Source organism: Clostridium weizhouense (genome assembly GCF_019431045.1).
Taxonomy (GTDB): domain Bacteria; phylum Bacillota; class Clostridia; order Clostridiales; family Clostridiaceae; genus Clostridium; species Clostridium weizhouense.
Window position 1 is genome coordinate 42,041 of sequence record NZ_JAHXPT010000016.1, and the last position, 26,295, is coordinate 68,335.

At 27.0% G+C, this 26,295-nt stretch carries 25 protein-coding genes, 3 tRNA genes and 1 other annotated feature; of the genes, 26 read left to right on the forward strand and 2 right to left on the reverse strand.

Features of this window, described 5'->3' with window-relative positions; translation table 11 throughout:
• Positions 1 to 142: 142 nt before the first annotated feature.
• Positions 143 to 1,732, reverse strand: a complete 1,590-nt coding sequence (gene asnB, locus KYD98_RS16120) for an asparagine synthase B (RefSeq protein ID WP_219781074.1) — start codon at positions 1,730 to 1,732, stop codon at positions 143 to 145.
• Positions 1,733 to 1,779: 47 nt separating this feature from the next.
• Positions 1,780 to 2,051: a binding site (T-box leader), on the reverse strand.
• Between the two features lie 260 nt (positions 2,052 to 2,311).
• On the opposite strand from asnB, the gene KYD98_RS16125 reads away from it, so the two are divergent.
• The 21 genes from KYD98_RS16125 (at position 2,312) to KYD98_RS16225 (ending at position 21,421) form a co-directional block, all read left to right on the forward strand.
• Complete coding sequence (locus KYD98_RS16125; protein WP_219781075.1) at positions 2,312 to 3,097, forward strand: ABC transporter ATP-binding protein; 786 nt, start codon at positions 2,312 to 2,314, stop codon at positions 3,095 to 3,097.
• Positions 3,098 to 3,099: 2 nt separating this feature from the next.
• Positions 3,100 to 4,758 carry a hypothetical protein gene (locus tag KYD98_RS16130; RefSeq protein ID WP_219781076.1) on the forward strand — a complete coding sequence of 553 codons (1,659 nt, stop codon included), beginning with the start codon at positions 3,100 to 3,102 and terminating at the stop codon, positions 4,756 to 4,758.
• 384 nt (positions 4,759 to 5,142) lie between these two features.
• Positions 5,143 to 5,655, forward strand: a complete 513-nt coding sequence (locus tag KYD98_RS16135; protein ID WP_219781100.1) for an RNA polymerase sigma factor — start codon at positions 5,143 to 5,145, stop codon at positions 5,653 to 5,655.
• Positions 5,652 to 6,110 carry a hypothetical protein gene (locus tag KYD98_RS16140; protein ID WP_219781077.1) on the forward strand — a complete coding sequence of 153 codons (459 nt, stop codon included), beginning with the start codon at positions 5,652 to 5,654 and terminating at the stop codon, positions 6,108 to 6,110. The genes KYD98_RS16135 and KYD98_RS16140 overlap by 4 nt, the downstream gene beginning before the upstream one ends.
• The gene (locus KYD98_RS16145) at positions 6,091 to 6,615 is read left to right on the forward strand and encodes a hypothetical protein (RefSeq protein ID WP_219781078.1); all 525 of its coding nucleotides are present in this window, start codon (positions 6,091 to 6,093) and stop codon (positions 6,613 to 6,615) included. The genes KYD98_RS16140 and KYD98_RS16145 overlap by 20 nt, the downstream gene beginning before the upstream one ends.
• Positions 6,608 to 6,913: a LiaF transmembrane domain-containing protein gene (locus tag KYD98_RS16150; RefSeq protein WP_219781079.1), complete on the forward strand. Its 306-nt coding sequence runs from the start codon at positions 6,608 to 6,610 to the stop codon at positions 6,911 to 6,913. The genes KYD98_RS16145 and KYD98_RS16150 overlap by 8 nt, the downstream gene beginning before the upstream one ends.
• Before the next feature lie 488 nt (positions 6,914 to 7,401).
• Entirely contained in the window at positions 7,402 to 7,725 is a 324-nt protein-coding gene (locus tag KYD98_RS16155) for a GNAT family N-acetyltransferase (RefSeq protein ID WP_219781080.1), read from the forward strand.
• A gap of 371 nt (positions 7,726 to 8,096) precedes the next feature.
• On the forward strand, positions 8,097 to 8,345 hold the full coding sequence (locus KYD98_RS16160; protein ID WP_219781081.1) for a CPF_0552 family protein: 249 nt from the start codon (positions 8,097 to 8,099) through the stop codon (positions 8,343 to 8,345).
• 86 nt (positions 8,346 to 8,431) lie between these two features.
• Entirely contained in the window at positions 8,432 to 9,787 is a 1,356-nt protein-coding gene (locus KYD98_RS16165) for a hypothetical protein (RefSeq protein WP_258049886.1), read from the forward strand.
• A gap of 291 nt (positions 9,788 to 10,078) precedes the next feature.
• Positions 10,079 to 10,522, forward strand: coding sequence for an Lrp/AsnC family transcriptional regulator (locus KYD98_RS16170; RefSeq protein WP_219781082.1), 444 nt, complete (start codon positions 10,079 to 10,081; stop codon positions 10,520 to 10,522).
• Positions 10,523 to 10,632: 110 nt separating this feature from the next.
• The gene (gene aspD / locus KYD98_RS16175) at positions 10,633 to 12,279 is read left to right on the forward strand and encodes an aspartate 4-decarboxylase (RefSeq protein WP_219781083.1); all 1,647 of its coding nucleotides are present in this window, start codon (positions 10,633 to 10,635) and stop codon (positions 12,277 to 12,279) included.
• Between the two features lie 227 nt (positions 12,280 to 12,506).
• Entirely contained in the window at positions 12,507 to 12,890 is a 384-nt protein-coding gene (gene mutT, locus KYD98_RS16180; protein WP_219781084.1) for an 8-oxo-dGTP diphosphatase MutT, read from the forward strand.
• 162 nt (positions 12,891 to 13,052) lie between these two features.
• A complete protein-coding gene (locus KYD98_RS16185; RefSeq protein ID WP_219781085.1) occupies positions 13,053 to 14,015 on the forward strand; it encodes a phage replisome organizer N-terminal domain-containing protein in 963 nt (320 codons plus the stop codon).
• Between the two features lie 211 nt (positions 14,016 to 14,226).
• Positions 14,227 to 14,724, forward strand: coding sequence for a cupin domain-containing protein (locus KYD98_RS16190; RefSeq protein WP_219781086.1), 498 nt, complete (start codon positions 14,227 to 14,229; stop codon positions 14,722 to 14,724).
• Between the two features lie 39 nt (positions 14,725 to 14,763).
• On the forward strand, positions 14,764 to 15,144 hold the full coding sequence (gene gloA2 / locus KYD98_RS16195; protein ID WP_219781087.1) for an SMU1112c/YaeR family gloxylase I-like metalloprotein: 381 nt from the start codon (positions 14,764 to 14,766) through the stop codon (positions 15,142 to 15,144).
• Between the two features lie 236 nt (positions 15,145 to 15,380).
• Positions 15,381 to 16,580, forward strand: a complete 1,200-nt coding sequence (locus KYD98_RS16200) for an FprA family A-type flavoprotein (RefSeq protein WP_219781088.1) — start codon at positions 15,381 to 15,383, stop codon at positions 16,578 to 16,580.
• A gap of 510 nt (positions 16,581 to 17,090) precedes the next feature.
• A complete protein-coding gene (locus tag KYD98_RS16205) occupies positions 17,091 to 18,998 on the forward strand; it encodes an acyl-CoA dehydrogenase family protein (RefSeq protein WP_219781089.1) in 1,908 nt (635 codons plus the stop codon).
• 51 nt (positions 18,999 to 19,049) lie between these two features.
• On the forward strand, positions 19,050 to 20,249 hold the full coding sequence (locus KYD98_RS16210) for an FprA family A-type flavoprotein (protein WP_219781090.1): 1,200 nt from the start codon (positions 19,050 to 19,052) through the stop codon (positions 20,247 to 20,249).
• 267 nt (positions 20,250 to 20,516) lie between these two features.
• A complete protein-coding gene (gene mscL / locus KYD98_RS16215) occupies positions 20,517 to 20,945 on the forward strand; it encodes a large conductance mechanosensitive channel protein MscL (RefSeq protein WP_219781091.1) in 429 nt (142 codons plus the stop codon).
• A gap of 318 nt (positions 20,946 to 21,263) precedes the next feature.
• Positions 21,264 to 21,340: transfer RNA gene (locus tag KYD98_RS16220), tRNA-Arg, on the forward strand.
• A gap of 5 nt (positions 21,341 to 21,345) precedes the next feature.
• Positions 21,346 to 21,421, forward strand: a tRNA-Lys gene (locus KYD98_RS16225).
• Between the two features lie 203 nt (positions 21,422 to 21,624).
• On the opposite strand, the gene KYD98_RS16230 is transcribed toward KYD98_RS16225, so the two are convergent.
• Positions 21,625 to 21,957 (reverse strand): hypothetical protein, encoded by a 333-nt coding sequence (locus KYD98_RS16230; RefSeq protein WP_219781092.1) that lies wholly within the window; start codon positions 21,955 to 21,957, stop codon positions 21,625 to 21,627.
• A gap of 349 nt (positions 21,958 to 22,306) precedes the next feature.
• Here KYD98_RS16230 and KYD98_RS16235 point away from each other — a divergent pair, with 349 nt between their 5' ends.
• The 5 genes from KYD98_RS16235 (at position 22,307) to KYD98_RS16255 (ending at position 26,295) form a co-directional block, all read left to right on the forward strand.
• Positions 22,307 to 22,645: a cupin domain-containing protein gene (locus tag KYD98_RS16235; RefSeq protein ID WP_219781093.1), complete on the forward strand. Its 339-nt coding sequence runs from the start codon at positions 22,307 to 22,309 to the stop codon at positions 22,643 to 22,645.
• 4 nt (positions 22,646 to 22,649) lie between these two features.
• Positions 22,650 to 22,985, forward strand: a complete 336-nt coding sequence (locus KYD98_RS16240) for a cupin domain-containing protein (protein WP_219781094.1) — start codon at positions 22,650 to 22,652, stop codon at positions 22,983 to 22,985.
• 444 nt (positions 22,986 to 23,429) lie between these two features.
• Positions 23,430 to 24,530 carry a PQQ-dependent sugar dehydrogenase gene (locus tag KYD98_RS16245; protein ID WP_219781095.1) on the forward strand — a complete coding sequence of 367 codons (1,101 nt, stop codon included), beginning with the start codon at positions 23,430 to 23,432 and terminating at the stop codon, positions 24,528 to 24,530.
• A 365-nt stretch (positions 24,531 to 24,895) separates the two neighbouring features.
• Positions 24,896 to 25,852, forward strand: a complete 957-nt coding sequence (gene msrB, locus KYD98_RS16250) for a peptide-methionine (R)-S-oxide reductase MsrB (protein ID WP_219781096.1) — start codon at positions 24,896 to 24,898, stop codon at positions 25,850 to 25,852.
• A gap of 370 nt (positions 25,853 to 26,222) precedes the next feature.
• Positions 26,223 to 26,295, forward strand: a tRNA-Arg gene (locus KYD98_RS16255).

Genomic DNA, 26,295 nt, shown 5'->3' on the forward strand with positions numbered 1-26,295 from the left:
CGAGCATCTTTAATATAATATTTTCATTAATGTTCTTAATTTGCAATTGAAAAATAAATATAAATAACTAAAAATATAAAAGAAGCTGTGGCACAAATAATTAGTGCACAGCTCTCTTTTTAATTAAAATTAGATTTTCTTATTATTTACCACTGTTACCGTAATTTGATAATACTCTAGCACTAGGATCATTTACATTACAGCCTTCCCATTCTTTGTTTGGCATCCAATAATCTAGTATCATTTTTGCTTGGTTTGGATAGTGTTTTTCAAATATTTCTCTATATAATAGAGATTCTTTTGTAAATGGTTTAGCATGGTATGCATATTTTTCACATAGTTTTTCAAACTCTTCATCAGAATAGCATTTTTCTGCATATTCTTTTAAATGATCTACCATAGAATGTCCTACAGCATCACTGAATGCTGCTTTATCACGATATAAAATACTATTTGGAAGATAATCGCCTTCAAATGCATGTCTTAAAAGGTATTTACCCATGTTATATTTATTTAATTTCTTTTCAGGATCTATTGCCATAACATATTTTACAAAATCTAAATCTCCAAATGGTACTCTTGCTTCTAAAGAATTTGAGCTGATACAACGGTCAGCACGAAGTACATCATACATATAAAGTTCTCTTACTCTTTTTTGTGATTCTTTTTGGAATTCATCTGCACTTGGAGCAAAATCAGTATATTTATAGCCAAATAATTCATCTGAAATTTCACCTGTTAGAAGAACTTTGACATCAGAAATCTCGTGTATTTTCTTGCAAAGTAAGTACATTCCCATACTTGCTCTTATTGTTGTAATATCAAAAGTTCCAAGAAGTTTAATAACTTCATCAAGTGATTCAAGAACTTCTTCTTTTGTCATATAAACAGCAGTATGTTCACTACCAATGTAATCCGCAACTTCTTTTGCATATTTTAAGTCAATTGCATCTTCAGTCATACCTATGCAGAATGTTTTAATTTTCTTTTCAGGATGTAATTTTTGAGCAACTGAACATACTAACGAACTATCTAATCCACCACTTAATAAGAAACCTACTGGAGCATCAGCATCCATACGTTTTTCTATAGCAGCTACTAATTTATCATGAATATTTTTACAAATAACTTCTAAATCGTCTTTGCAATATTCGCCTTTTACTGCTGCTATATCACAATAGCATGTGAATTTACCATCAGCATAATAATGTCCTGGTGGAAATGGCATTATTTTATCTGTAAGACCAACTAAATTTTTTGCTTCACTTGCAAACATTATTTGTCCTGATTCAGAATAGCCATAGAATAAAGGACGAATTCCAAATGGATCTCTTGCTGCAATGAAACTATCTTTTTCCCCATCATATATAACAGTTGCAAACTCTGCATCTAATTTTGCAAACATATCTAATCCATATTCATAATACATAGGAATTATTACTTCACAATCACTATCTGATATAAATTTATGTCCTTTTTCTATTAATTCCTTTTTTAGTTCACGAAAGCCGTAAATTTCACCGTTACATATAGACGCATCCATTTTCCTTGTGAATGGTTGCATTCCACTATAACTTAAGTCCATAATAGCAAGTCTTTGGAATCCTAAAATACCAGATGGTAGAGTAAGAATCTCAGTCATATCTGGTCCTCTTGACTCAGTTCTTTGTAATGCTTCTGCAAATTTTTCATGTTTCATGTCTGTTCCTGTATAACACATAATTGTACACATATTGGTATAACCCCCTTAGATATAAAAATAGCGTCAATTCATCTTAATCATAGGACGAATTGACGCTTATCCGCGGTGCCACCTAAATTACCATATAGGTCTCTTTTTTCCAGCTAATACTGGTATCCAAATAACGTATGGAATACGGCGCACCTAATCTATTTTTTCTGCGTCAAACTTAAGTTTAAAGTACAGTCTATAAATATTTCAGTTTGCAACTCCGGAGTGTTATTCAAAAAAACTCTGCCGCTAGGTTTACACTATCCCCAGCTCACTGTTGGTGAATATTTTTTTTACTTCTCTCCATCATAGCTTTTTCTTTTTGATGAGTTTAATTTTAAACTGTGCATATATCTTTGTCAACACTTTTTTAGTTTTAAATATAAGGAAATTTAGAGTATTAAGTCATAATATGTAAAAATTTATCTGAAAATTTAAAAATTAGATTTTAATATCAACGTTTTCATAAAACTATTTATTTACATTAAAAGATTTATTTGGTATCTTAATACTAAGCTTTATTTTATAAATAAAACATATTAAGTGAGCACATTTTGTGCTTTTAAGGGGACAGACGTTATGGATAATTTAGAAAGTATAATATCAATTAAGAATCTGAGAAAGAGCTATGGAGACAAGCGTGTACTTAATGGGATAAATTTAGAGATTCCAAGAGGACAAATAATAGGATATATAGGAACTAATGGTGCTGGTAAAAGTACAACTATAAAGATAATGCTTGGCATAATAGAAGATTATGAAGGAACTATAGAAATATTAGGACAAGATATAAGCGATGGAAATGTGGAATATAAGAAAAAAATAGGGTATGTTCCAGAACTTGCAGATATATATGAAAATTTAACTGCTTTTGAGTATATAAACTTTTTGGGTGGAATATATGAGTTAAATCAAGAAAAATTTATTGAAAGAGCAGAGAAACTTATGAAATTATTTGAAATTCAAGAAGCTATGTATTCTAGGATATCTTCATATTCCAAAGGAATGAAGCAAAAATTTCTTATAATATGTAGTTTAATTCATAATCCAGATATACTATTTTTTGATGAGCCTTTAAGTGGACTAGATGCTAATAGTGTAATGATATTTAAGGAAATCATGAGTAATCTTGCTACGGAAGGAAAAACCATATTTTATTCTTCACATATAATGGATGTTGTTGAAAAAATAAGTGACAGAATTGTACTGATTAATAATGGAGAAATAGCAGCAGATGGAAGTTTTGAGGAACTTAAAAATAGCAAAAAAGAAACTTCTTTAGAAGAAATATTTAATCAGTTAACAGGGTTTAATGAACATGGACATATTGCTAAGAAATTTGTTTCTTTAGTTGAAGAGGTATAGCTATGAAAGAATTTAAAATATTAAAATTATTAGATAAATTTCAAATATTATATAAGAAGTTTGGTATTAATTATGAGATTATGAGAATGATTTTACAAATAAAATTAACTATGGATAAACGTAGAGTAAGTACCGTTTTCACAAATAATAAAAAATCTGTTGAAGATGAGGATAAGAATAATTATGTACGTTTGCTTATGTTTAATGGAATTTTAAGTTTTTTTCTTGGAGTAATAATGATAAATGATAGATCAGCGTTGCAAAATATAAATATTATTGTAGGGGTAAATCTATTTATGATGGTATCACTTATGATATCAGATTTTTCATCAGTTTTATTAGATGTAAAGGAAAAAAATATATTATTACCAAAGCCTATAGATAACAAAACTTTCAATGCAGCAAAGCTTACTCATATATGTATTTATATAATAGGGATCTCTTTATCTTTAAATTTAATTCCGTTAATTATTGGAACAGTAAAATATGGAGTGATATTTCCTCCGATTTTTATTATAGAAAATATATTATTAGCGTTAATAGTTATAGTAATAACGGCATTTCTATATACTTTAGTTTTAAAGTTTTTTGATGGAGAGAAATTAAAGGATATAATAAATTATTTTCAAATATTTTTAGCATTTGTATTTACTTTTGGTTATCAGTTATTTAATAAAATTTTTACTATTGAAAGTATTAAAACTTGCTATATACCTAAATTTTGGCATGGGTTACTTCCATCTATGTGGTTTGCAGCACCATTTGGAATATTAATAGATGGAGACAAAAATTCTTTTCTAATATTTTTATCTATAATGGCTATATTAGGTCCAGTTATATTGATTATCTTTTATACTACAAAAGTAGTACCTTATTTTGAAAAGAATCTTCAAAAGTTAAATGATAATGGTGGAGTTGTAAGTCGTAGAAATGAAAAAAGAACAGAGTTTATAGCAGGATTGATTTGCAGAGATAAAATTGAAAAGAGCATGTTTATATTTACTAAAAATATGATAGCAACAGAGAGAAATTTTAAGCTTAAGGTATATCCATCACTTGCAATGGCTGTATTTATGCCAGTTATATTTGTTTTTAGTGATAGAAGAAAATCATTTATTGAAACTATTCAAACAAGCTATGATGGGAAAGTACATTTATTAATGTATATAACTGTATTAATGTTATGTTTATGTACTGCTTATATAAACAATAGTGATAGTTATAAAGGTGCATTTATATATAAGGTATTACCAATAAAAGATCCAGGTGTAATAATGAAAGGTGCAATAAAAGGAACTTTATTTAAATTAGTTATTCCAATTTATTTATTAGTGGCGGCAGTATTTTTAATATTAAAAGGACCATCAATAATTATGGACTTAATTGTAATGTTTTTAGTTCTTTTAGTATCAGCCTTAGAGTATTTTAAACTATCAAATAAGAGAATGCCTTTTAGTGTGAAATTTGCTACAGTTGATAGTGGCAAGCTTATAGCTCCAGGGGTGTTGACGTTTATGCTTATTGGGATGTTTGCTTTAATACATGTAGTAATTAGAAATAATATTTTATTTGTTGGAATATTTGCGTTGGTGCTTTTTATAGTTAATATAATTCTTTGGAAAATAAGCTTTAAGATAACTTGGAAAGATGTAGAAATGTAAGAGTAAATATAGCTAACTATAATATATATGTTGCAAATTTAAATTTTCAACCAAAGAGTATGTAGTTGTTTGATTTATTAAATATATATTATTTAATAGATTAATATGATATTTAAGAAAGTCACATTTAATGTGGCTTTTTTCTATGATAAAGTTTTATATTAATCATGAAGAATGTTAATTGAAATGTCTTATTTCTGGATGCAATAAATTAAAAAAAGATATGGATATCTATAGTTTAATTTTAAATTAAATAGATTGATAATCTAACTACTAATAACTTTATTTTCTAGTAATTTTAAAATTTTTATTATAATTATAAAAAATATTGAAGTGTTTTTAATTTTTCAATCGTTATATTAAATGTAAGGATAAAATAAGGTGGTGATATTTATTGAAAAAGAAGATTTTACAAATTGTATAAAACAATATGAACGTTTAATTATCACTATTTGTCTATCTTTTACTAAAAATTATTTTGATGCTGAAGATTTGGCACAGCAAACTTTTTTATCTGCATATCAAAATTATGAAAACTTTGATGGTAGTAATCTTAAGGCTTGGCTTACTACAATTGCTGCAAATAAGTGCAAAGATTATATTAAGAGTAAAGCAAGAACAACAATTAGTTTATCAGAAGAAGAATACGAAGGTTTGGTAGATAAGGGAGATTCACCAGAAGAAACGGTAGTAAAAAAGAACACTATGGAAAGAATTCAGAGTGTATGTAATAAGCTGAAAGAACCTTACAGGACTGTAGCTATAAGCTATTTTTGTAAAGATATTAAACTTTCACATTTAGCAAAGAAAACTGGTAAAAACATAAAAACCTTAGAAACACAACTTTATAGGTCAAAAAAATTATTAAAGGATTTATGGAAGGAGGAGTTTATGTGAAGAGTGTATTATTTAATAAAGAAGGACATTTAACTGAAGAAATATTGAATGAACTTAAATTTGGCACTTTAATGGATGAAGAAATGGTCTCTGTATTAGATCATATTAGTGATTGTCAAAAGTGTGCGGGTAGCTTTGCAGACAATTTTAAAGATGATGAACTTGCAGAAGCTCCTTTAGGTTTTCAAGAGAAAGTAGAGATAAAAATAAAAGCTAAAAAACAAAGTGGTGTTCAGTTTGGTTTTTATTGTACTAAAGTTGTAGTTGCTGCTAGCATAGCATTAATGATACTTTTCTCAAATGGATTAAATATTATGGCTAGTTCATTTGAAAAATCAACTTCTATTAAGCCACTGGATTTAAGTATTTTAAATTCAGTTAATTCAACACTTAGTAGCTTTTCAGAAAAAATAATTAATTTGGAGGTTTTTAATAATGGTAAAGAAAAAAGGTAAATTTTTAACTTTTATTTTTTCAATGTTGCCTGGTGCAGGGCATATGTATATGGGATTTATGAAGATAGGTCTATCTTTTATGTCCATGTTTTTCTTTTTAATATTTCTTTCTTCTTGGATTGGTATAGGAGAATTATTATTTATATTACCACTTATTTGGTTCTATTCAGTTTTTGATTGTGCAAATAAAGCAAGTTTAAATGATAATGAACTTTTGCTTTTAGAGGATAAGTATCTATTTTCTATTGATAAATTAGTAACATTAGATAAAAATATATTTGAAAAACGTAGACTTGTTATAGGTATAGTATTATTATTTTTAGGTATTTATTTAGTATCAGATAATATATTGAATATTTTACATCCATATATTTCAACAGAATTTGGTTCTGTTATTCGTAACTTTATGAGAAAAGCACCTCAAATAATTATAGGAGTAGCAATAGTTACTCTTGGGGTGAAACTTATTATGGGTAAGAAAAAGGAGCGTGAAATTGATGCTTAAGGGACGTAGAGTAGGGACATTAACTGCAGGAATTGTTTTAATTACGTTTGGAGTAATGTTTTTACTTAGATTAGTTAATACTACTATTAATATTTCGTTAATAGCATCTCTTTGGCCTATTATCTTGATACTTTTAGGAATAGAAATTATTCTATCCTACATAACAAATAAAGAAGAAAAGATGAAATATGATTTTGGTGCAATAATATTAATTATTATTTTAGCCTTCTTTGCTATGGGTATGGGGATAACAGAATTTATAATTACTCATTTAGAAGAGTTTAAAGTAATAATTTAATTAAAGAAATGGTATATGTTATTTTAGTTTATTATAATAAATTCTGAGTTTGACACAAATATTTATCTAATTTAATTAATGGAATACCTAGAGCAAGAATAGCTTTGAGTATTCCTTTTTCTATTAATGGTACTATGAATATCTAGAATTACTTTCTAATGATGAGATTTTAGATGATAATTATTTATGATAATATAGATTTTATCTAGTTAGTATATTTCTAAACTCAGAAGGACTCAAGAAATATATGAAGTATCTTTAATAGAACTTATATATTTAAATTAAAATAATAGTGGAGGTTATGAGCGTTGAAATTTGTCTCTACCATGAAATCCATGATAATTGAGTTTGTGAGGATTTTTTTAGACTAAAATGTATTAAATGGATTAGAAGAATATAGTTTTAATTAAGAGGATAAATTGTTATATATAATGTTAAACTAATTAATAATTAAGCTTAATATAATAGATAAAGAAAGGAAGAAAAATATGAATTGGAAATATGAAAATGAGCGTATATACAGTATAGATGAAAAAGGTGAATTGATGGCAGAAGTTACTTTTACTCATAACAATAATAGTGAGATAAATATAGATCATGTTTATGTTAATTCAATTTTACGAGGAAAGGGTGTGGCTGGGGAGGCAATGTTGGTTGTTGTAGATTATTTACGGAAGGAAGGTCTTAAAGCAACAGCGACATGTTCATATGCTGGCACATGGTTTAAAAATCATGGAGATTTGTACTCAGATGTGATTTCAAAGGATATAGCAAATCAAGTTGTTGCTTGTAAAATAAATGGAAAGCATTAAATATAGATACTGGAAAATATTTTTTATAAAATTAGTAGGAGCTGTTCAGAATAAATTTATATCATTAATTCTGCGATAGCTCTTTTTTATTTTTTATCTTAAACAGTTGATCAGAAGTAAGTTTTTTTTATGCTATTTACATAGTCGTGAAACTTAGAGTAATCAACTGAATTAAGGTATTTATCAATGACCATTACGTCAGGTTTAGTAGAAGTTTTAAATATAAAGTGAAGTTAATATTATTATGAATAATTAATTATATGCAGATTAATTTAAGCATAGTATTTTAAAAATAATTATAAAAATGGAAGTATTAATTTGATTTATTTGGAAATAATAATTTAAAACATAAAAATAAGGAGATGTAATTTATGGAAACTATAATTATGGCAGTAACTATTGATCCTAGAAGTGTTCATGCTAAAGAGGTTCAAACTACTTTAACTAAACATGGATGTATTATAAAAACTAGAATTGGTCTTCATGAAGTTAGTCAAGATTCTTGTTCTGAACAAGGATTAATAATTTTGCATATTAATTCTAGCATAGATAAAGTAAAAATATTTGAAAATGAGTTACTTGATATTGATGGTGTTAAAGTAAAATATATGACTCTATAATTGAAAGTCACATTTAATGTGGCTTTTTATTGTTTAGGAATTTATATGAAGCACCAGTATTCCTGCACTACGTTTGGAAAGGGTGCATGGCTAAAAAAATCGACGCTCCACAGTCGCTTAGCGATTTTTTTATTATATTTAAACTTAATTTTGTTATAATAAATGTTAAGTTTGACATCAATATCCTTCTACCTTATAATTTAATTACAAATTTGAAAACACAAGGAAGCGAAATTGACATGATAAGCATTATTAAAACTGCAATTATAACTATAATAATATCATTTATATCTGGATTACTATTAGAATATTATAAGAATTTAGCACCTAAGATATTGTGTGATATAGGAAAAAGCATACCTTTACTAATAAAGAATAAGAATGTTTATGCATATATTCTTACTGTTAGAAATTTATCTAATAAAACTATTCATGATATAACATTAAATATCCATGATTCTCAAAAAGATTTAAATTTTGTAGATGCTGAAATAACAAAAGGTTTAAAATTTGATTCATCTATAAAAGATAATATTTTAGATGTGTACATACCTTTTTTAAGTAAAGATGATGAATTTAAAGTTACATTATATGTAGATTATGAAGATGGAGAGTATAATAAACCTACTGTTATAATTAGATCACCTGAAAATTTTAAAGAGGTAGATTCTTCAGAAGTAACTGGAGCTTTAGCCTTATTAATGAATATTCCTAAAAATATAACTAATTTATTTTCAAATGATAAAAACGAGAAAAAGAGAATAATGGATAATAAAAAAGAAGGTTTTACAAATGTTATAAATACTTCATCAGATTACACAAAAATTATAGATAAATCTCAAAGAAAAATCTTAAATAGAAATAAGAATAAAAATAAAAAGATTGTTTTAGGTGTTATATCTATTGCTTTAATTATAAGCATTGGAATTTTAGGAAGATTTTATTTTCAAAAGGTGTCTGCCCATACTCCGAATTTTGATACAAAGGTTGATGTTAAGGAACAATCAACTGATGTAACAAAACCAGCAGAGGTGGAATATAAAAATAAAGATAAAAAAGCATCAACACATGATACAACTAAAAATTCAAATTCAAAGACTTCAATAAATGAAGAAAATAAGAATACAGAAATAGCACCAGATGTGACAAACAAAAATTCAGATGAAAAACCACAAACAGATAAAGAAACTCAAAATACAAAGCCAGAATTAAGTAAGCCAACTGAAAATGCAGATATAAAAGCATCAACTAATAAAACAAATGGAAGTGCAACTGGAAGTACAGATGGGAAATCATCAAATGAAACTACTAAAAATGTAGATACAAAACCACAAACAGATAATCAAGCTAAAAATATACCCTCAAAATCGTCAACAGATGAAACTAAAAATACAAATACAAATACACCATCAACAGAAACAACTGGCAATATAACTAACTAGTAATTAATAAAACCGTATTGGAGAAATCTGATATGGTTTTATTTTATTTAAATATATTTATTAAAGCATAAATTGATTAATATATTCTAAAATTAGGAATTTATAAAAAATAGATAATTAAATAAGGCTAATAAGTTAAATTACTTTATTTAATGCATTCAAACTATAAATTTATTATGGTAAAATAAAGCTGATTTAGATAATTAATATATATTTTTAAGTAAATATGTATTAGGTTATTTAGATATTATCTTTAAGAATAAAGTAAGCATTTTTATAGGAGATATATTTATGGATTTTACTGATTACAAAATTATTGAGATACTTTTAGAAGATGGAAGGATACCTATGAAGGAACTTGCTAAAAGAGTATCACTTAGTGCACCCGCAGTGGCAGAGAGAGTAAAGAGACTTGAGGAAGAAAATATCATAACAGGTTATAAAGCAAAAATAAACTATAATAAACTTGGGAAAAAAATCAATGTACTTATAAATATAGATATAAGTGGTCAAAGATCAGAAAAGTTTATGGAATTTATTAAGAGTGAGGAATCTATAATTGAATGTCATCATGTTACTGGACCATATTGTAAGATTTTAAAAGCTAGACTCGAGGATATTCCAAGCTTAGAGAGACTTATTGGAAAGATACAAATGTTTGGAAATACTGAAACATTTATAATACTGTCTTCTCTAGAAAAAGAAGATATATTAAATAAAGAAAAAAATATTTAATTAAACTAGAATATTTAAATTATATAATAATAGTTTAATTAATAGAATTATATATTAAAAGATAAAAATTATTACAATAATAAGTTGGTTATTACTAAGGAGGAAATAATATGGATAATTTTAGTATTCAACGTAAAGAAATAGAAGAGGTTTATGGTAAAATAAGTCCATTTGAACTTAAAGATAAATTAATTAATCTCGCTGAGGAATCAAAGAAAAGAGGCACACACTCATTATTAGATGCAGGAAGAGGAAATCCTAATTGGATTGCAGCGACACCAAGAGAAGCTTTTTTTACTTTTGGTCAATTTGCTGTTTCAGAAAGTCGCAGGGTATGGAATGATTGTGATTTAGCTGGAATGCCAAATAAAGAAGGGATTGCAAAGCGTTTTATAGATTTCACGAAAAAACATAAAGATGCTCCAGGAATTGAACTTCTTAGTAAGATGATTAATTATGGTGTGACAGTGAAGAGATTTGATCCAGATAAATGGATTTATGAGTTGGTGGATGGAATTATTGGTGACAACTATCCTCATCCAGATAGAATGCTACGTCATGTTGAAAATGTAGTTAATGACTATCTTATTCAAGAGTTATGTTATAATGAGCCTCTTGAAGGAAAGTTTAAAACTTTTGCTGTTGAAGGAGCTACTGCAGCAATGTGCTATATTTTTGATTCGTTAATTGCAAATAATATATTATCAAAAGGAGATAAGATAGCACTTATGGCGCCTATTTTTACTCCTTATCTTGAGATACCTCATTTGCCACGTTATAATTTTGAAGTCATAAAGATTATGGCGGATGAAACAACTGAAGATGGTAGACATACATGGCAATATTCTTTTAAAGAAATTGAGAAAATAAGTGATCCATCTATAAAGGCATTATTTATAGTTAATCCAAGTAATCCAGCATCTGTTGCGATGAAGCCAGAAACTGTTAAACAGTTAAAAAATATTGTTGAAAATAATAATCCAAATTTAATGATTATTTCAGATGATGTGTATAGTACTTTTGTAGATGATTTTCGTTCGTTAATGGCCGATTTACCATACAATACAATAGGAGTTTATTCATTTTCAAAGTATTTTGGAGTAACAGGATGGCGTCTTGGAACTATTGCAATTTATGAAGATAATGTATTTGATAAATTATTAAGAGAACAAGATGATGATAAAAAGGAAAGAGCTAGAAGACGTTATAGTGGAATTTCTACTGATCCGGATAACATTACTTTTATTGATAGAATAGTAGCTGACAGTCGTCAAGTAGCTCTTAATCACACAGCGGGATTATCAACACCACAGCAAGTACAAATGGCATTTTTTTCTTTATTCGCTATAATTGATAAAGAAAATAGGTATAAAGAATTAACAAAGAGTATTTGCCGTCAACGTAAAAAACTTTTGTTTGATGGATTAGGATTATCGTTACAGAAAGATCCTTTCGATGCTGCGTATTATGCACAATTTGATTTACTAGAGTGGGCAAATCAAAATTATAATGAGGAGTTTGTAGAATACTTACAAGAAAATTATAAACCAGTAGATATTCTTATACGTTTAGCAGAACAATCTTCTATAGTATTATTAGGTGGTAGTGGGTTTGATGGTCCAGAGTGGTCTATTAGAATATCACTTGCAAATCTTAATAATGAATCATATTCTAAAGTTGGCCAAGTTCTTCGTAAAGTATTAGGAGAATATGTAAAAGAATGGAAAGGATATAGAGGGAAAAAGGTATTACAGTAAAAAATAGCCTAAAGCATTATAAGTATGCTTTAGGCTTAAAAAATATATGATGTATTTAGTTAAACTTTAAAATATATTTACTTAAGGTTATAATGATAAAATGTGGAAGTATATAAGTTCTTTACCATAATAGTTGATGTATATGATTTATAAATATTGTAAGTTTTATATTAATGAACAAACTTTATTGGAACTTATATATGATTTTAAAAAGTGAGGAGATACATATGAAAACTATAGAAGTAGTTGCAGCAATAATTAAGAAAGAAGATAAAATATTTATTACACGTAGGGGGTATGGCGAATTTATCGATATGTGGGAATTCCCAGGTGGCAAAATTGAAGCTGGAGAATCAAGAGAAGAAGCACTTAAGCGTGAGATTAAAGAGGAATTAGAGTTAGATATAAATGAATTAGAATATTTAACTACAATAGATTATGATTATCCAAATTTTCATTTGACAATGCATTGCTTTATTTGCCAAATAGCAGGTGGTAAATTAAATTTAAATGTTCATAATGATGCTAAGTGGATTACTTTAGATGAGTTAGATAATCAAAAGTGGGTTCCAGCAGATATTTTAGTGGTTGATAAACTTAAAAGCAAATAATAAATTAGACATATAAAATTTTAAGAGTTATATATTAAAAAAATTAAAAAAATTTATAAATTTTTATACAAACTTTCCTTAAAATGCATATATATTAATAAGAATATTAAAAATACATAATTTTTAATAAGTATATATGAATTTTAGGGGAGGTTTTTTTATATGAGAGAAAGGAAGTTTGTTAAATTAAGAGTAGATATGTATGAGGATACTAAGTTTAAGATAATAGATAGAATGGAAGAAAGAGATGTAATTCATTATATTTGGACTAGATTATTAGCTTTAGCAGGAAAGGTTAATTTAGAAGGAAAGTTATATATGTCAAAAAATATTCCTTATACAGTAGAAACATTATCAATAGAATTTAATAGAAGTATTGAAAAAGTTACATTAGCATTAAATGTATTTAAAGATTTAGAGATGGTTGAATTAACTGATGATAATGTTTATAAAGTAAGAAATTTTGCAAAGCATCAAAATATTAAAGTTAAGGAATCAATAGAACATAAAGATGAAAATGCAAAATATAAAGAAAAAGAAGATTTATCACATAAAAAATCAAAAGATAAAGAGTTTATAAAAGAAAGAAAAGACATTAATGAAAATATAGATAAAACAGATAAGATTGAGAATGAAAAAAAATCACTAAATGAGAAGTTTAAAAATCAAGATTATATAGAAAAAGAATTCAAAAATTTTAATATACAAGAAACTAAAAATAGTAGTAAAAATAAGAAAGGTTTAAGTAAAGAAACTCTAGAAGGATTTACAAAAGAACATCAAAACAGTAATATGACTTTATTAAATGGAAAATCGAATAATTCAAGTGACAATAAAGTTAAGAATAAATGTAAAGAAAATAAAATTGAGAGTGTAAATGTATTAGAATTTAAAAATGAGGATTCTAAGAAAAAAGAAAAAAATAATAAGATGTTATATAAAAAGAAAAAACATTGCAATAAAATAAATACTGATATTGATTTTGAGTTTAGAGAAGATGGAAATAAAAATAATATTGATGATATATGTATGGAAGAAGACATGGGGGAGGGTTGTGAATGGAATGATGGTAATAATATTGAGGGTGATATAGTTAAGATATTTAAGCTTTCAAATAGTATATAAGTTCAAATAAAGTTTGTTTATTAACTATAAATCAAAATATTTATAAAGATATTATTGCTCCTTATAGTAGTGTTGGTTTATTAATAAGATATTTTTGGATATAATAGAGGTAATATAATTGATTATTGTAATGAAAATGAAATAAAAAATTATAAATATATTAAATCAATTAGAAAATATACATTAAGAACAATTTGAGAGGAGTAATTAAATGTATACGTCAGATTATTTTATAGAAAAACTAAATATGATATCTCATCCGGAAGGTGGATTTTATAAACAAAGTTTTATTTCAGAGGATAATATCTTAGCTAGAGGGTTAAATGTTGAAAGTGAAGAATCAAAAAACCTTTGGACTAGCATATATTTTTTACTTAAAGATGGTGAAGTTTCAAATTTTCATAGATTAAAATCAGATGAAATGTGGTATTATCATTCAGGTTCTTCATTAACTATTTATATGATTACCCCTGAAGGGAAACTTATAACAGAAGAACTTGGACTTAATATTGAAAAGGGAGAAAAGCCTCAAATACTGGTTCCTAAGGGATACATATTTGGTTCTGCAATGAACAATGAAGGATATGCTTTAGTTGGTTGTATGGTATCGCCAGGATTTGAATTTAAAGATTTTGAATTGTTTGAAAGAAACTATTTATTAGATAAGTATCCAAATCATAAAGAAGTTATTCTTAAGTTAACAAGATAGATATCATTGAAGTGTTTTAAAATACGAAAGGGCTAATATATGAAGTTGGAGATAATTCATCATGTAGCAATAATAGTATCAGATTATGAGAAATCTAAAGATTTTTATGTAAACAAATTAGGTTTTAATATAATTAGAGAAAATTATAGAGAATCTAGAGGTGATTATAAATTAGATTTAAAATTAGGCGATTGTGAATTGGAGATATTCGGAATAAAAAACAGTCCTAAAAGAGTATCAAGACCAGAAGCATGTGGATTAAGACATTTGGCATTTAAAGTTGAATGTATAGAAGATATTATTAGTGAATTAAATGAAAAAGGTATAAAAACTGAACCTATAAGAATAGATGAATTTAGTAATAAGAAAATGACATTTTTCTTTGATCCTGATGATTTGCCATTAGAGTTACATGAATAAAAATTGGATAATAGAAGTTTAATAAATAAAGCATCAATACTTAAATTAGAGTATTGATGTTTTTCTTATGCTTTAATAAGTGTACTGATTTATTAAGAGAAAATTCTTTAAACTTAAATCAAGTTAAAGTCACTACCAGTGTAGAAGTTTTTATTTAAGAACAATATAAAAAAATGTTTATATAACTTTAATTAGGAAAACATAATAATATGTATTTACTAAAAGGAGGATTATTTATGTATTGTGTTAGAAAAGTAAAGGATGATCTTTATTGGGTTGGTGGAAATGATCGTCATATAACTCTTTTTGAAAATATTCATCCTGTTCCAAGGGGAATTTCTTATAATTCTTATATACTTTTAGATGAAAAAAATATACTTTTAGATACTGTTGATTGGTCAATTGCCTCTCAGTTTATTCAAAATATTGAAGAGGTTTTAAAAGATAAAGAATTAGACTATATGATAGTAAATCATGTTGAGCCAGATCACTCAGGATGTATTGAAGAAATTATTAATCGTTATCCTAATATAAAAATAATTTGTACACAAAAAGCACATATGTTTATGGAACAGTTTGGATTTTGTATAAATGATAAAATTATAGAGGTTAAAGATGGAGATGAAATGTCGTTTGGTAAACATAAATTAAGATTTTTAACAGCACCTATGGTACATTGGCCTGAAGCTATGGTGACATATGATACTATTAATGGGGTTTTATTTTCAGCAGATGCTTTTGGAACGTTTATAAGTTTAGATGGAAAATTATTTAATGATGAAATTAATTTTGAAAAAGAATGGATTGATGAAGCTAGAAGGTATTATGCTAATATTGTAGGGAAATATGGGATTAATGTACAGACTTTATTAAAAAAGGTTAGTAACCTTGATGTGAAATGTATATGTCCTTTGCATGGACCAGTATGGCATAATAATTTAAACTATTTTATAGATAAATACGATAAATGGAGTAAATATGAAGCTGAAGAAAAAGGAGTTTTAATAGCTTATGGAACAATGTATGGCAATACAGAAAGTGCAGCAAATTGTTTAGCTACAAAGCTTGTTGAAAAAGGAATTAATAATATAGTTATGTATGATGTTTCAAGAACTCATGTATCTTATTTAATATCAGAAACATTTAAATATAGTCATATTGTTTTGGCGTGTGCAACATATAATTTGAATATCTATCCACCAATGTTAAATTACTTACTTGATATGAAAGAATTGAATCTTCAAAAAAGAACTTTTGGTATTATAGAAAATGGTACTTGGGCAAGTAAAGCTGGAAAACTTATGCGTGATTTATTAAATGAAATGAAAGATATGGTTGTTTTAGATGAAGATGTATCATTAAAAACAGTCTTAAAGCAAGAAGAGGTTAACTGTATTGAAAAATTGGCTGATAGTATAATTTCATCAATGAACTAAAATGGTGATTAGTGTGTAAAAAATATTTAAATATTATATTACTGTCTTAAAATAATTATTTTATATTAATATTTACTTTAGATTATTATAAGTAAATATTTTTTAAAGATTATTTTTAAGACAGTTTTTATTTTAGAAATATAAAGTTTAAATTTATCATTAAAAGTATATTTGGCTATATGTTTTAATAAGAATTAATTAATAAAAGAGTTGTATATATTTTTGTTGCGCATTTAAATATTTATTAAAATTTTATATTTTATAATAATTACTATTAAAAGATAAAATTAGGGTTGTAATAATTTGTTTCAAGTAATATAATAAACATATAAGGTAAATATATACAAATTGTGGATGCATTTTGGAATATATAAATATATCATATATTTATAATTTTATTTGCGAAACTAAATAGACATCAGAGGTTTATTGTAGCAGCTCAAGGTTGTAGTTTAAGAGATTTTATGGAATATCATTAATAATAGGTATTGATTAAAAGGAGGAGAATTTATGTTATTTAAGACTACAGTACAACATGAGAATTTGAGGAAAAAAATAAGAGAGTTTGCGGAAGAAGAAGTTAAACCTATTGCATTTATGCTTGATCAAGAAAATAAGTTTCCATCAGAAGTTATTAAAAAATTAGCTGATATCAATATGATGGGAATGCCTTATCCAAAAGAGTATGGTGGAGCAGGTCTTGATGTAATAAGTTATGCTATTGCTGTTGAAGAATTATCAAGAATTGATGGTGGAACTGGTGTAATTTTATCAGCTCATACATCTTTAGGAACTTATCCAATTGCAGCATATGGAACAGAAAAACAAAAGAAAAAATATTTAATTCCTTTAGCTAAAGGGCAAAAAATAGGAGCTTTTGGTCTTACTGAAGAAAATGCTGGAAGTGATGCAGGTGGCACAGAAACTACTGCTGTTTTAGATGGAGATTATTATATATTAAATGGAGAAAAAATATTTATCACTAATGCAGGTAAAGCGGATATTTATATTGTATTTGCAGTTACCACACCTGGTATAGGACTTCGTGGAATTAGTGCATTTATTGTTGAAAAAGGATGGAAAGGTTTTGATTTTGGAAAACATTATGATAAAATGGGAATAAGATCTTCTGCAACAGCAGCTTTAATATTTAATGATGTTAGAGTTCCTAAAGAAAATTTGTTAGGTAAAGAAGGTGATGGGTTTAAGATTGCTATGTCTACATTAAATGGGGGGCGTATTGGAATTGCAGCACAAGCACTTGGAATTGCACAAGGAGCTTATGAACATGCTTTAGAGTATTCAAAAGAAAGAATACAGTTTGGTAAACCAATTTGTGAACAACAATCTATTGCTTTTAAATTAGCAGATATGGCAACAAAGCTTAGAGCGGCGAGAATGTTTGTTTATAGTGCAGCAGAATTAAAGGGAAATAAAGAACCTTATATTATGGAATCTGCAATGGCTAAGCAATATGCATCTGATGTTTGTTTGGAAATTGTTAATGATGCTCTTCAAATATTTGGAGGTAGTGGCTATCTTAAAGGCATGGAAGTAGAACGTGCTTATAGAGATGCTAAGATTTGTACAATATATGAGGGGACTAATGAGATACAACGTATAGTTATTGCATCTCAGATTATAGGAAAAACCAAAAAGAAAGCAAGTGTAAATAAAATTTATAAAAGTGAACCTGAAACAGGTTACCGTAAAAAAGTTATTTTTAAAGATGGAACGCTTGAAGAAAAGGTTAATAATCTTGTAGAAGCTCTTAAAAAAGATGGTTATGATTTTACGGTTGGAATTCCTATAGATGCACCGATTAGTAAAGCAGACAGAGTAGTAAGTGTAGGATTAGGAATAGAGAAAAAAGAAAATATGAAGTTTATTGAAAATTTAGCAGTACAAGCAGGAGCTGCTATAGGATGTTCACGTCCAGTTGCAGAAACTCTTAAATATTTACCACTTAACCGATATGTAGGTATGTCAGGTCAAAAATTTAAAGGAAATCTTTACATTGCTTGTGGTATTTCAGGAGCAGGTCAACATTTAAAAGGGATAAAGGAAGCTACTACAATAGTAGCTATAAATATTAATCCTAATGCAAAAATATTTAAAAATGCTGATTATGGAATAGTAGGAGATATGATGGAAATATTACCTATCTTAACAAAGGCATTAGATAATGGAGAACCTAAAAAAGAAGCTAAAGAAATGAAAAAGATGAAGAGAACTATTCCAAAGAAGGTTGCTCCAACATGGAAACATTATGTATGCAATGGGTGTGGATATGAATATGATCCAGGTGTAGGAGATATAGAAAATGAAATATTCGAAGGAACATTATTTAAAGATATACCTGAAGATTGGACTTGCCCTGCATGTGGGGAAGAAAAAAATATGTTTATAGAAGTATAATTAATTAAATATGATAATATATGTAGCTAGTGTGAAGGAGGATTTATATTCATGTATTGTGTCAGAAAAATAACAGAAGATCTTTATTGGGTTGGGGGAAATGATCGTCGCCTTGCTCTTTTTGAAAATATTCATCCAATTCCAAGAGGGGTTTCTTATAATTCTTATTTACTTTTAGATAAAGAAACAGTACTTTTTGATACTGTAGATTGGTCAATTTGTCGTCAATTCATTGAAAATATTAAACATCTTTTAGGTGATAAAACTTTAGATTATATGGTTATCAACCATGTTGAACCAGACCATGCTGCTTGTATAGAAGAAATTATTCTTCGTTATCCAGAAGTGAAAATAATATGTACTCCAAAGGCTACTATGTTTATGCGTCAATTTGGATTTGATATTGATGGAAGAATTATAGAAGTTAAAGAGGGTAATAAAATGTCATTTGGAGAACATGAAGTTATGTTTGTAGGAGCTCCAATGGTACATTGGCCAGAAGCTATGGTGACATATGATCTTACTAATGGTGCATTATTCTCAGCAGATGCATTTGGAACATTTGGTTCTTTAGATGGTAAATTATTTAATGATGAAGTCAATTTTGATCGTGATTGGATTGATGATGCTAGAAGATATTATACTAATATTGTAGGAAAGTATGGAGTTCATGTACAAGCTTTATTAAAAAAGGCTAGTAATTTAGATATAAAATTTATTTGTCCGTTACATGGTCCTGTATGGCGTAATGATTTTGGATACTTTTTAGGTAAGTATGATAAGTGGAGCAGATATGAACCAGAAGAAAAAGGTGTAATGATAGTTTATGGAACAATGTATGGAAATACAGAAGCTGCAGCTAATGATTTAGCAACAAGATTAGTGGAAAAAGGCATGAAAAATGTTGTTATGTACGATGTTTCTAGTACTGATGTTTCAGATTTAATTTCAGAAGCTTTTAAATATAGTCATATAGTTCTTGCATCCGTAACTTATAATTTAAATTTATATCCACCAATGTTGAATTATATTACGGATATGAAAGCTCTTAATGTCCAAAATCGTACTTTTGCACTTGTGGAGAATGGAACTTGGGCACCTCAATCAGGAAAGATCATGCGTAAACTTTTAGAAGAATTAAAAAATACAACTATTTTAGAAAATGATGTATCTTTAAGTTCTTCAATGAAGGAAGAAGAAGGCACATCAATGGATGATTTAGCTAATAATATTATTGAGTCAATGAAATAATATATATTCAAAAAACAAAATTAATCCTCATTCATGAATAAAATTCGTGAATGGGGATTAATTTTGTTAATTAACAACAAATAAATGAACCTTTGGTTTATATATATGAGGGAATAAATTTAAATGCAGAATTTTTTTAGGGACGAAGATGATTTATTAGAGTATGTATTATTACGACAGTACTTTTATGATTAAAAATTATTAAATGTGATAAAATATGAAAATATAAAGAAATTAAATTAACTAAGGAGGAAAAAATAAAATCATATGAAAAAGTTTTTAGGTGAATTCAAGCAATTTGCATTAAAGGGGAGTGTAATTGATTTAGCAGTAGGTGTATTAATAGGTGGAGCATTTCAAGGTATAGTAAAATCTTTAACGGATGATATAATATCTCCAGTAATAGGTATGTTTGCGAATAAGGATTTTAGTGATTTAACTTTTGAAATTTTTGGTGCAACTATTAAATATGGTTCATTTATAACTACAGTAATAAACTTTTTAATAATGGCTTTTTTAATATTTTTACTTATTAAAGCTATGAATAAATTAAGTGATTTAGGTAAACAAGATGATGCTCAAGCCCAAAACGAAATTACAACTAAAAAGTGTCCTTTTTGTTATAGTGAAATTGACATGAAAGCAACCCGTTGCCCAAATTGTACATCTCAATTGGATGGAATTAACAAAGCGTAAAATGAGTTGGATAAAAGTATCTACTTTATTTAGTAGATACTTTTATATATTTATCTATTTTATAGGTGATATAGAATCTTAAGTTAGTAGAAGTATATAGATATTTAAATTAGTACATTTAAAGTAAATAGTTAATTTTACACTATGTTAGGATATTTACAGTTAAAATGTAAAAATAGTGTTGACAGTTTGTAGAATATATATTACAATAGACAAGCAGTCAAGTGCAGGGGATTTATTTGATAGTATGTATATTATAAATCGGTTGGATTTGACAAATTATTTATAACATGTATAATGTTTATGTGTTGCAGATATGCGTTTTTAGCTCAGCTGGATAGAGCAACGCCCTTCTAAGGCGTGGGCCAGGGGTTCGAATCCCTTAAAACGCACCATTTTTGGTTCACTAGCTCAGTCGGTAGAGCACATGACTTTTAATCATGGTGTCCCGGGTTCGATTCCCGGGTGAGCCACCAAACTTTAAGCTTAAAGTAGAAATATAAATTTTTACTTTAAGCTTTTTTGATGCAGAATATTATTAAAGAAATAAATAGGACTAATAGAAAACCTCAACAATAATATTGTTGAGGTTTCTTTGAGTTATAATATATTAATTATTATTTACTATAATAAAGTCAATGGTGGAATTAACTTTATTAAAAAGTTATAGTATAAAAAATTAAAATAATATATTTGGTTTAGTAGATTTTAAGCCATTTGCCTGTTCAATATTCTCTTCAGTTGGTTGATAATTAGCTTTTGATTGTGGCAAATAAAGTCTCTTAAATTTTTTAAAATCGGCAGGACCAGGTTCACATTTAGCAGAATTTAAACCATTTGCCTGTTCAACGTTTTCCATACTTGTATGATAATCAGCTTTTAAGATTGAAGGATAAAGCGTTTTAAAGTTTTCAACATTAGAAGTATCAGTTTCTGAAGAATGCATTTGAGGTATTCCTTCTTTAACATAGTTTCTCTCTGTTTGATTATTTAAGGTTTTTTCCTTATTCATAGCTATCACTCCTAACATAATAATTTTAAGATTAGTTTGTATTAACTAATATCTTAAATTACAACATAACTAAATTAAATAAAATTTAGTTATATGATTATTGTTTGAAAAAACACGTTTATTAATTCAAGGAATATTTAGATTTTAGACAATATAGTGGAAGAACTATTTTAAGTATGTTAATAAAAATAATTAAGATTTAATAGAAATTTTTATAGTTTATTTATAGTCAATTTTATATAACAAATAAAATAATAAATGCTATTTGGGGAAATAATATAAATAGTAGAAAATATGTTTATTTAAAGATAAAAATTTTTATATAAAAAGTAGTAAGGAGAATATAAAGGTGGAAGAATTAATTAAAAACATAGAAAAAGCAAAGGCAATAGATTTTGATAGTTTGGTAAGTTGTAATGAAGGTCAAATAGAAACTGTTACAATGGCTCAAAAGAAAGGCGTAGGACTTACAGCATTAGCATTTGGAAAAGGAGAAGGAGTAGGACCACACGCAGCTAAAGGTGATGCTATGATTTATATTCATAAAGGAGTGGCAACTGTAAAAATAGGTGATGAAGTAATGGAAGCTCATGAAGGTCAAGTTGTAGTTATGCCAGCTCATATTCAGCATCAAGTCACAGCGAAGGAAGATATGAAGATGCTATTAATAGTAGTAAAAGAGGGATAAATATATGAAGTATTTAAGAAATATAGAGCCATTTAAACCAATAAAAATTAATGAAATGATACATCACTCAGGAAGTAAAATAGCAAGTAAGGCTTTAGTAGATAATGATAAACATGAAATAAGATTTTTTTCGTTTGCAAAAGATGAAAGTATTGATAAGGAATATTATGAAATGGAATCATTATTTATTATAATAGAAGGAAAAGTTAAAGTTGTTTATAATGAAGATGATGAATCAATAATAAGTGATGGTAATATATTTGCATTAGAAGCTGATATTCAATATGGAATAGAAGCACTAACTGATGCAAAATTATTAAACATTTTAATAAAAGAATAATTTATGTTAAATAAAAATATAAATTTAAAAATGAAATTTAGTCGTACTATTTATTATTGGAATAATGGTGTTAGAGTGTATAAATAAGTTAAACTTTTTATAGAATATAGATAATAAGTATATAAAAATAGAAAAATAAAAAACATCAATATTTTAAAAGGAAGTATTGATGTTTTTTATATAAGTTAGAATATTATAATAATAAAGTCAATGATAGAGTTAATTCTATTAGATATTTATTTTATAAATAAAGTATGACAATCGCTTATATTATTGAAGATTTAGATTTTAGATAATATAGTACTACAGTTATCCTTTTAAATAAGTAATATAGTAATTAAATAAATAATAAAGATAAAATACGATAGGTTTTTTGAAAGGAATCCGTAATTTTTTACAATAAAACTTGATAAGTATATTTATTTAAATTTGGAGGATAACAGTATGAAAAAAACAATTTATAATATTTTATCTAATACGATACTTTACCGAAGAAATACAGCTAAAATAAAAATAAGAGAAATTACATCAAGGCAGTTTCCTTATAAAATTGAAGTTATTGCTGAAAATTTACATGTACCTTGGGCTATAGCAATAAGTGATGACGGTACTTTGTATTTTACAGAACGGTCTGGTGTAATTAGGGTTATCAAAGATGGTAAACTTTTTCCACAACCATTAATAACATTTAGGTCGCCATTTGTAAGTCAGGGGGAAGGCGGTTTAATGGGAATTGCTTTAGACCCCAATTATTTACAAAATCATTATATGTATGTTATGTATTCATATAATGAAGGGAATCAAATATATAATCGTGTCGTTAGGTTGTTAGAAAGTAATAATCAAGCATCAATCAACAAGGTTTTATTAGATAAAATCCCAGGCGGAAGAATTCATAATGGTGGAAGGATAAAGATAGGTCCGGATCAAAAATTATATATTACTACAGGAGACGCAGGAAATTCTGCATTGGCACAAGATCCTAAAAGTATAGCTGGAAAAATACTAAGAATAGAATTAGATGGTACTATTCCTAAAGATAATCCAATTTTAAATTCTCCTGTCTATAGTTTAGGACATCGAAATCCACAAGGTTTAGCTTGGAATTCAGATAATATTTTATATGAATCAGAACATGGACAATTAGCACATGATGAGATAAATATAATACAAAAGGGTGCAAATTATGGGTGGCCTCTAGTTCAAGGAAATGAAGAGTCTAAGGAAGTTATGACACAAAAACCATTAATACAAAGTGGAGAAAATACATGGGCACCTTCTGGAATTGCATTTGTAAATGAAGGGTCATGGCAAGGAAAATTACTTGTTGCTAATTTACGTGGACAACAACTATTGGTAGTTTCACTTAATGATAAAGGAACAGTAGTAAAGAATGTAGAATCTTGGCTAAGTAATGAGTATGGACGTTTACGTGAAGTTGTTCAGGGAAAAGATGGGTCAATTTACTTAACAACAAGTAACAGAGATGGAAGAGGAAATCCAGATATAACTGATGATAGAATTATTAAACTTGTTTTAAAATAAAAAGATAGTAATGTATAGTTATTTTACTATAGTTCTAAATATAGAAATTTTATATTTATAATATTGTTAAAATAAAAAATATAACTTTATATTATTTATTTTGTGTTTTAAGAAAATTAATATAGGTTATAATAAAATCAATGTAAATCTGAATAAATAGAGTTAATATATATGTTGCAAATTTAAATCTTCACCAGAATAATATATAGTTATTTAATTTATTGAATAATTATTATTGCAACATATATATTATAGATTAATTAATTTAATAGGTATTCATTGTTTTCCGAAAATTTTAGGTTATTGTAATAAAGAATAAATTAATATTAAAATTACTTGAAGATAAAATTAAGGAGGAAGTAAAAATGAGTTCAATTAAACTCGCAACTTTTGCAGGTGGATGTTTTTGGTGTATGGTTAAACCTTTTGATAAATATGATGGTGTACTAAAAGTCGTTGTAGGATATACTGGTGGAAACATAATAAATCCAACATATGAACAAGTATGTAACATGGATACAGGGCATTATGAAGCGGTAGAAATAACTTATGATGAAGACATAATAGATTATATAGAACTTGTAGAAGCTTTCTTTAGTAGTATTGATCCTACCGATGAGGGGGGACAATTTAATGATAGAGGAGATAGCTACAAGACAGCAGTATTTTATCATGATGATCATCAGAAAAGAATAGTTGAAGAATATATAAAACAATTAGAAGATAGTGGTATTTATAATGGAACTATTGTTACTAAATTAATAAAAGCTGAGTTTTTTTATCCAGCAGAGGAGTATCATCAAGACTATTATAAGAAAAATCCTTTAAGATATAAACTTTATTATAAAGGATCAGGCAGACAAGAATATATAAAAAATCATTTAAAGAAAAGTGAAGAAGAAAAAAGAAATTTAAAACAGAGATTAACAAATATTCAGTATGCTGTTACTCAAGAGAATGCCACAGAACCACCTTTTAGAAATGAATATAATGATAATTATGAAGAGGGAATATATGTAGACGTTGTAACTGGAAAGCCTCTTTTTTCATCTAAAGATAAATTTAATTCAGGATGTGGGTGGCCAGCTTTTTCAAAACCAATAAATAATGGCTATGTAAAAGAAATTGAGGATTATAGTCATGGAATGATAAGAACAGAGGTAAGAAGTAAGAATAGTGATTCTCATCTTGGTCATGTATTTAATGATGGACTAAAAGAACTAGGAGGACTTAGATATTGCATAAATTCTGCTTCTTTAAAATTTATTCCAAAGAATAAAATGAAAGAAGAAGGTTATGAAGAATGGTTAAATAAAATATAGATTATAATGAAATGAAAAATGCCCAGAAAGATTTTTGGACATTTTTTATGTTCTTTATAGATAATATTAAAGTATTAAATGAGATAATCTAGTAAGATTCTTAGAATATTTATAAAATAAAGAAGCTGGTATTTTTATATAAAAACATAATAAACATATTTAAAATCAAAATAAATATCTAAAATTAAACTATCTTGGAATATTTTCAGCTTAATTGTAAAAATAGTGTTGACAGTTTATAGAATATATATTACAATAGACAAGCAGTCAAGTTGCAGGGGATTTATATTTGATAGTGACATACAATTATAAATTAATTAGATTTGACAATTGCTTTATAATATGTATAATATTTATGTATTGTGAATATGCGTTTTTAGCTCAGCTGGATAGAGCAACGCCCTTCTAAGGCGTGGGCCAGGGGTTCGAATCCCTTAAAACGC

What these genes read in the sequence shown, in the direction of transcription:
- asnB (WP_219781074.1), bottom strand. Translation starts at nt 1,732, where the DNA reads ATGTGTACAATTATGTGTTATACAGGAACAGACATGAAACATGAAAAA.
- KYD98_RS16125 (WP_219781075.1), top strand. Translation starts at nt 2,312, where the DNA reads ATGGATAATTTAGAAAGTATAATATCAATTAAGAATCTGAGAAAGAGC.
- KYD98_RS16130 (WP_219781076.1), top strand. Translation starts at nt 3,100, where the DNA reads ATGAAAGAATTTAAAATATTAAAATTATTAGATAAATTTCAAATATTA.
- KYD98_RS16145 (WP_219781078.1), top strand. Translation starts at nt 6,091, where the DNA reads ATGGTAAAGAAAAAAGGTAAATTTTTAACTTTTATTTTTTCAATGTTG.
- KYD98_RS16150 (WP_219781079.1), top strand. Translation starts at nt 6,608, where the DNA reads ATGCTTAAGGGACGTAGAGTAGGGACATTAACTGCAGGAATTGTTTTA.
- KYD98_RS16155 (WP_219781080.1), top strand. Translation starts at nt 7,402, where the DNA reads ATGAATTGGAAATATGAAAATGAGCGTATATACAGTATAGATGAAAAA.
- KYD98_RS16160 (WP_219781081.1), top strand. Translation starts at nt 8,097, where the DNA reads ATGGAAACTATAATTATGGCAGTAACTATTGATCCTAGAAGTGTTCAT.
- KYD98_RS16165 (WP_258049886.1), top strand. Translation starts at nt 8,432, where the DNA reads ATGGCTAAAAAAATCGACGCTCCACAGTCGCTTAGCGATTTTTTTATT.
- KYD98_RS16170 (WP_219781082.1), top strand. Translation starts at nt 10,079, where the DNA reads ATGGATTTTACTGATTACAAAATTATTGAGATACTTTTAGAAGATGGA.
- aspD (WP_219781083.1), top strand. Translation starts at nt 10,633, where the DNA reads ATGGATAATTTTAGTATTCAACGTAAAGAAATAGAAGAGGTTTATGGT.
- mutT (WP_219781084.1), top strand. Translation starts at nt 12,507, where the DNA reads ATGAAAACTATAGAAGTAGTTGCAGCAATAATTAAGAAAGAAGATAAA.
- KYD98_RS16185 (WP_219781085.1), top strand. Translation starts at nt 13,053, where the DNA reads ATGAGAGAAAGGAAGTTTGTTAAATTAAGAGTAGATATGTATGAGGAT.
- KYD98_RS16190 (WP_219781086.1), top strand. Translation starts at nt 14,227, where the DNA reads ATGTATACGTCAGATTATTTTATAGAAAAACTAAATATGATATCTCAT.
- gloA2 (WP_219781087.1), top strand. Translation starts at nt 14,764, where the DNA reads ATGAAGTTGGAGATAATTCATCATGTAGCAATAATAGTATCAGATTAT.
- KYD98_RS16200 (WP_219781088.1), top strand. Translation starts at nt 15,381, where the DNA reads ATGTATTGTGTTAGAAAAGTAAAGGATGATCTTTATTGGGTTGGTGGA.
- KYD98_RS16205 (WP_219781089.1), top strand. Translation starts at nt 17,091, where the DNA reads ATGTTATTTAAGACTACAGTACAACATGAGAATTTGAGGAAAAAAATA.
- KYD98_RS16210 (WP_219781090.1), top strand. Translation starts at nt 19,050, where the DNA reads ATGTATTGTGTCAGAAAAATAACAGAAGATCTTTATTGGGTTGGGGGA.
- mscL (WP_219781091.1), top strand. Translation starts at nt 20,517, where the DNA reads ATGAAAAAGTTTTTAGGTGAATTCAAGCAATTTGCATTAAAGGGGAGT.
- KYD98_RS16230 (WP_219781092.1), bottom strand. Translation starts at nt 21,957, where the DNA reads ATGAATAAGGAAAAAACCTTAAATAATCAAACAGAGAGAAACTATGTT.
- KYD98_RS16240 (WP_219781094.1), top strand. Translation starts at nt 22,650, where the DNA reads ATGAAGTATTTAAGAAATATAGAGCCATTTAAACCAATAAAAATTAAT.
- KYD98_RS16245 (WP_219781095.1), top strand. Translation starts at nt 23,430, where the DNA reads ATGAAAAAAACAATTTATAATATTTTATCTAATACGATACTTTACCGA.
- msrB (WP_219781096.1), top strand. Translation starts at nt 24,896, where the DNA reads ATGAGTTCAATTAAACTCGCAACTTTTGCAGGTGGATGTTTTTGGTGT.